The sequence below is a fragment of the Coprococcus sp. AM97-35 genome (assembly GCF_027697525.1).
GTDB classification, from domain to species: domain Bacteria; phylum Bacillota; class Clostridia; order Lachnospirales; family Lachnospiraceae; genus Allocoprococcus; species Allocoprococcus comes.
Map to the genome: position 1 here is coordinate 42028 of NZ_JAQESL010000022.1, position 6064 is coordinate 48091.

4 protein-coding genes, 1 tRNA gene and 1 pseudogene are annotated in these 6064 nt (G+C 43.2%); 1 reads left to right on the forward strand and 5 read right to left on the reverse strand.

Annotated features, from left to right (window positions below):
- Positions 1 to 50: 50 nt before the first annotated feature.
- Both carB and PG840_RS12980 read right to left on the reverse strand, forming a co-directional pair.
- Positions 51 to 3251 (reverse strand): carbamoyl-phosphate synthase large subunit, encoded by a 3201-nt coding sequence (gene carB, locus PG840_RS12975; protein WP_117834170.1) that lies wholly within the window; start codon positions 3249 to 3251, stop codon positions 51 to 53.
- The gene (locus PG840_RS12980) at positions 3251 to 4321 is read right to left on the reverse strand and encodes a carbamoyl phosphate synthase small subunit (protein WP_055157847.1); all 1071 of its coding nucleotides are present in this window, start codon (positions 4319 to 4321) and stop codon (positions 3251 to 3253) included. Before PG840_RS12980 ends, carB begins: the two co-directional genes overlap by 1 nt.
- Positions 4322 to 4558: 237 nt before the next feature.
- Here PG840_RS12980 and PG840_RS12985 point away from each other — a divergent pair.
- Positions 4559 to 4631: transfer RNA gene (locus PG840_RS12985), tRNA-Thr, on the forward strand.
- A gap of 90 nt (positions 4632 to 4721) precedes the next feature.
- Here the strand turns inward: PG840_RS12985 and PG840_RS12990 are convergent.
- The 3 genes and pseudogenes from PG840_RS12990 to PG840_RS13000 form a co-directional block, all read right to left on the reverse strand.
- Positions 4722 to 4928: an alpha/beta-type small acid-soluble spore protein gene (locus PG840_RS12990; protein ID WP_022220917.1), complete on the reverse strand. Its 207-nt coding sequence runs from the start codon at positions 4926 to 4928 to the stop codon at positions 4722 to 4724.
- A 228-nt stretch (positions 4929 to 5156) separates the two neighbouring features.
- Positions 5157 to 5546: pseudogene (locus tag PG840_RS12995) on the reverse strand (peptidoglycan-binding protein); the annotation flags it as partial.
- Between the two features lie 80 nt (positions 5547 to 5626).
- Positions 5627 to 6064: LysM peptidoglycan-binding domain-containing protein (locus tag PG840_RS13000; RefSeq protein WP_270613707.1), on the reverse strand; the 438-nt coding region annotated here is incomplete at its 5' end.

A 6064-nucleotide genomic window follows, 5' to 3' on the forward strand; every position in this document is an offset into this window, starting at 1 on the left:
ACACAAACAGGCAGAGAATCCAATCCCTGCCTGTCCGTATTCATAACATCTTATTCAACTTTCGCAATATCAATCAGTGTAAGCTGACGGATATCTGTATTTTCCAGACTTGTCACAAGTGCTCTTGCCGTATCCATAGCTGTCAGTACATTGACACCTGTCTCGATTGCATTACGACGGATTACAAATCCATCTCGTGCATGATCTGCTCCCTGCGGAGGAGTATCAATTACAAGGTCGATCTCGTGTCCAAGGATCAGATCCATCAGATTCGGTGATTCCTGCTCAATCTTATTGACCGGAATTGCTTTTACGCCGCCTTCTTTTAATGCATCAGCTGTACCGCGTGTTGCAAAGATACGATAGCCGAGTGCATCAAATCTGCGTCCGATCTCAACAGCCTCTCCCTTATCCTCATCACGAACAGTCATGATCATGTTCTTATATTTTGGAAGGTTGATTCCAGCTCCAAGGAACGCTTTGTAAAGTGCCTCGTTAAATGTAGTTGCAATTCCCAGGCACTCACCTGTAGACTTCATTTCCGGTCCAAGGCTGATATCTGCACCACGGATCTTCTCAAATGAGAATACCGGCATCTTGATTGCAATATAATCAGCTTCTTTCTGAAGTCCCGGTGTGTAACCCATTTCTCTGATCTTATGTCCGATGATCGCTCTTGTAGCAAGCGGAACGATCGGAATACCTGTTACCTTACTGATATAAGGAACGGTACGACTTGAACGTGGGTTTACTTCGATGACATAAACATCTTCGCCACATACGATGAACTGGATGTTGATCATACCAATTACGTGAAGGGCTTTTGCAAGACGCTTTGTATATTCTTCAATTTTACGCTTTGTCACTTCAGAAATGCTCTGCGCAGGATATACAGAAATACTGTCACCAGAATGGATTCCGGCACGCTCAATATGTTCCATAATACCAGGGATCAGAATGTCTGTTCCGTCACATACTGCATCGACCTCAATTTCTTTACCGACCAGATATTTATCAACCAGAATCGGGTGATCCTGTGCAATACGGTTGATGATTCCGATAAATTCATCAATATCATGATCGTTGATTGCAATCTGCATTCCCTGTCCGCCAAGTACATAAGAAGGACGAACCAGTACCGGATATCCGAGACGGTTGGCAACCTCTTTTGCTTCTTCAGCGGTAAATACTGTATCTCCCTTCGGACGTGGAATATTGCACTGTGCAAGGATCTCGTCAAAGAGCTCTCTGTCCTCTGCGGCATCTACATCTTCTGCGGAAGTTCCAAGAATCGGCACTCCCATCTTCATCAGGGATTCTGTTAATTTGATCGCAGTCTGTCCACCAAACTGAACAACTGCTCCGTCCGGTTTTTCCAGGTCTACAATGCTCTCTACATCTTCCGGAGTAAGTGGTTCGAAATACAGCTTATCTGCGATATCGAAATCGGTACTTACAGTTTCCGGGTTGTTATTTACGATAATAGTCTCGTATCCTTCTTTTGCAAATGCCCATGTACAATGTACAGAACAGAAGTCGAACTCGATACCCTGTCCGATACGGATCGGTCCTGATCCAAGTACTAGAACTTTCTTTTTGCCAGAAGTCTCTTCTACTTCGTTCTGGCTTCCGAATACAGAATAATAATATGGGGTCTCTGCCGCGAACTCAGCCGCACAGGTATCAACCATCTTGTATGCTGCAACGATTCCGTTTGCATGACGCATATCGTGGATTTCTCTCTCATCTTTTCCGGTCAGTCGTGCAATAACATTATCCGGGAATTCAATACGTTTTGCTTCTTTCAGAAGTTCCGGTGTGAGTTCCTGTGTCTTCAGAGCCTGTTCCATCTCAACAAGGATTGCGATCTTGTCGATGAACCATTTGTCGATCTTTGTGATCGCATGGATCTCGTCATAAGAGATTCCTTTGCGGAGTGCTTCTGCGATCATCCAGATTCTGCGGTCATCTACGATTTCCAGTTTTTCCAGAATTTCTTCTTTGGAAAGTGCTGAGAAATCATAAGAAAGCAGGCAGTCTACATGCTGCTCCAGAGAACGGATTGCTTTCATAAGAGCTCCTTCAAAGTTATCGCAAATACTCATAACTTCTCCGGTAGCTTTCATCTGTGTCGTCAACGTTCTCTTTGCACTGATAAATTTATCGAACGGAAGTCTCGGCATCTTAACAACACAGTAGTCAAGCATTGGCTCGAAGCTTGCATAAGTTTTCTTTGTAACTGCATTCTTGATCTCGTCCAGTGTATATCCAAGGGCAATCTTTGCAGCAACTTTTGCGATCGGGTATCCTGTCGCTTTGGAAGCCAGTGCAGAAGAACGGCTTACACGCGGGTTTACCTCAATTACACAATATTCAAAAGAGTCTGGATGTAATGCATATTGTACGTTACATCCACCAGTAATATTCAGTTCTGTAATGATATTCAGTGCCGAAGTACGCAGCATCTGATATTCTTTATCTCCAAGAGTCTGGGAAGGTGCAACAACGATACTGTCACCGGTATGAACTCCGACCGGATCGATATTTTCCATATTACATACAGTAATACAGTTTCCAGCACTGTCTCGCATTACTTCGTACTCGATTTCTTTCCATCCTGCAATGCAGCGTTCTACAAGAACCTGTCCTACACGTGACAAACGGAGTCCATTCTCAAGGATTTCTTCCAATTGTTCCTGATCATGTGCGATACCACCACCGCTTCCGCCGAGGGTATATGCCGGACGAAGAACAACAGGATATCCGATCTTATCTGCAAACGCGACACCATCTTCTATATTTTCAACGACCAGTGAAGCTGCAACCGGCTCACCGATCTTTTCCATGGTATCTTTAAATTCCAGACGGTCTTCTGCTTTCTTGATGGTTTCCGCCGTTGTACCGATCAGTCTCACATTATGTTCCTTAAGGAATCCTGCTTCTTCCAGCTCCATTGCAAGGTTCAGTCCGGCCTGGCCTCCAAGGGTAGGAAGTACGCTGTCCGGTTTTTCTTTAAGGATCAGCTGTTCTACAACTTCTACCGTAAGTGGTTCGATATAAACGCGGTCTGCAATATCTTTGTCTGTCATGATCGTTGCCGGATTCGAATTCAGAAGTACAACTTCAAGTCCTTCTTCTTTCAGTGAACGGCATGCCTGTGTTCCGGCATAGTCAAATTCTGCTGCCTGTCCGATTACGATTGGACCGGAACCAATAACTAATACTTTCTTTATGTCTTTATTTCTTGGCATTATTTTGTTCCTCCCATCATATCCATAAATCTGTCAAACAAGTAACCAGAATCCTGTGGCCCCGGGCAAGCTTCCGGATGGAACTGTACTGTAAAAATATTCTTTCCAACGTATGACATTCCTTCGTTTGTCTTGTCATTGACGTTCACAAATGCAGGTACTGCAACGCTTTCTGGAATACTATCAGCATCTACAGCATACCCATGGTTCTGGGAAGAAATATAAACTCTTCCTGTCTGCAGATCTTTTACCGGATGGTTTCCGCCCCTGTGTCCGTATTTCAACTTATAGGTCTTACCACCGTTGGCGAGTGCCATCAGCTGATGTCCCAGACAGATTGCAAAGATCGGGATATCTGAGTCGTATAATTTTCTGATTTCTTTAATAATGGAAGTGCAATCCGCCGGATCGCCAGGTCCGTTCGACAGCATGATACCGTCCGGATTTGCGGAAATGATCTCTTCTGCAGGTGTATTTGCCGGGTAAACGGTAACTTCACATCCACGATCATTTAAAGATCTTGCAATGTTGTTCTTAGCACCAAAGTCCATCAATGCAACTTTTGGTCCATTGCCTTCTAATACATATTTTTCACTGCAAGTTACTTTGGAAACTACATCTCCTACTTTGTATGCATGAAGTTTCGGAAGTACCTCGTCCAGATTATAATTTTCATTCGTTGTGATCATACCATTCATTGTACCCTTTTCGCGGAGGATTTTGGTAAGTGCTCTGGTATCAATTCCTGCAATTCCCGGAATATCCTGTTCTTTCAGGAAATCCTGAATTGTACCTTCACAACGGAAGTTGCTTGGCATTCTGGACAATTCTCTTACAATATAACCATCCGGCCACGCCTTCTTGGACTCCATATCCGGTGTAATACCATAGTTTCCGATCAGCGGATATGTCATGACAACGGCCTGTCCGGCGTAAGAAGGGTCTGTCAGCACCTCTAAGTATCCAGTCATTGAAGTATTGAATACAATCTCACTAATCATATCTTTTGTTGAGCCGATGCTTGTGCCTTCAAACACAGTTCCGTCTTCTAAAATTAGAAACGCTTTCATATGTTCACCTTATCCCTTCGTAATACTCTTTTATTCTCAAAAAAGGGGCACTCTTGGAGTCTTTTCAATTCCAGAGCGCCCACACTTTCTCAAATTGTAAAAAGTTTACCATATCTGGTTACAGATTTCAATACCTATTTTTTATGTTTATTTTAAAGTGTAATTTTTTTAAAAAAGAGTTGCTTTTATTCAAAAATTTGATATAATATAATTCGTGACTGCGAAAGCAGTACGAATGCTGGAATAGCTCAGTCGGTAGAGCACTTCACTCGTAATGAAGGGGTCGTCGGTTCAAGTCCGATTTCCAGCTTAGTGATCAGAGAAAAAGGGAGTGCCTGTTTATCAGACATTCCCTTTTTGTATCCGGCAGAAATGCCTGTGATACCTTCACTGACTGTCCCTATCGACCGGACATCTGTTTTTCCTGTTCTTCGATCATTTTCTTGACCATATAACCTCCGACAGATCCGTTCTGTCTTGAAGTTAAGTCTCCGTTGTACCCGTCTGATAACGGTACTCCCAGTTCGCTTGCAACCTCGTATTTAAATTTGTCCAGTGCACCTTTTGCTTCTGGCACGGCTGCTCTGTTTGATGAACGACTTGCCATATTCATTTCCTCCTTTTTTGTAACATTTTGTTTTGTGTTACGCTTCTAGTATATGGAGAATAAATTCAGATTACACTGGGAGGTTTTGTTAATTTTAGCATTTTTTATTTTGCAGTAATCTGCACCAGATGAGTATGAAACATTTTAAACTGAAGCATGACACATTTGGTATTCTTTGCATAAAAGCAGACTTTGGGAGAAAACTTAGATCATAATATAAAATCCAAGTCAGGACAATTCTGCAATTCTGGATACACCTACATAAATTTCGGAAATTTTATACCATGTACGGTAATCAACAGTTCCGGTTACCGGAAGCCCGAACACCGACTGGAATTTTCTGACGGACGATGCTGTTGCCGGACCATAAATACCGTCAACTGTGATTTTCGGAATTGCCGGGTATGCACCGGCAATGACATTTAGCTGTTCCTGCATTTGCCGGACTTTTGTACCAGAAGAGCCCTGGGAAAGGGTATACCCTGGCCATGAAGACGGAATGCCTGAAATTTCTTCAGCGGTATTGATGTAAATATCATCTCCGTAATAATAGCGGAGGATTTCTGACGGAGAATACCCCTGATCACCAAGTGCTTTAGAACCCCATTGGGTCAACCATTTTGTCACAACCTATAAAGTTATTTCTTCTTATTTTAAGGGAATTATAAGTCCTCATGTTTGGCGCTGTCAACCGTGATTTATTTCACCCGCAGCCTCTGACCAACATAGATCAAATTAGGGTTGGATAGCCCATTAAGCTGCGCAACCTTCTGGTAGGACGTGCCGTATTTAGCTGCAATACCGGAAAGCGTATCTCCAGACTGGACAGTGTAATACTGTGCGGATGAAACACCTGACTTACCGTTCACGATATTCTGAATCGTATTGTAGTCATATCCGGCAGCTGATAGACGATTCTTTCTGTCGTTTCCATTGCCCCATTTACCGGCAAGAACTTCCTGTGCGATCTGCTCATTTGATTTTCTGGCAGACGCAGCGTTGATCTTGTTCTGCACTTCCGTATAACGACTACCGAGAACAACCTTTCTTGTGTCACCGTTACCATATTTACCAGCTTTCACTTCGTTCACCAGTGTATCTACGGATGCAGAATAGATATGGTCGATGAAGCTCTG

Excerpts from the sequence above, each read along its gene's own strand:
- PG840_RS12990 (WP_022220917.1), bottom strand. The coding sequence starts at position 4,928 with ATGGCAAGTCGTTCATCAAACAGAGCAGCCGTGCCAGAAGCAAAAGGT.
- PG840_RS12980 (WP_055157847.1), bottom strand. The coding sequence starts at position 4,321 with ATGAAAGCGTTTCTAATTTTAGAAGACGGAACTGTGTTTGAAGGCACA.
- carB (WP_117834170.1), bottom strand. The coding sequence starts at position 3,251 with ATGCCAAGAAATAAAGACATAAAGAAAGTATTAGTTATTGGTTCCGGT.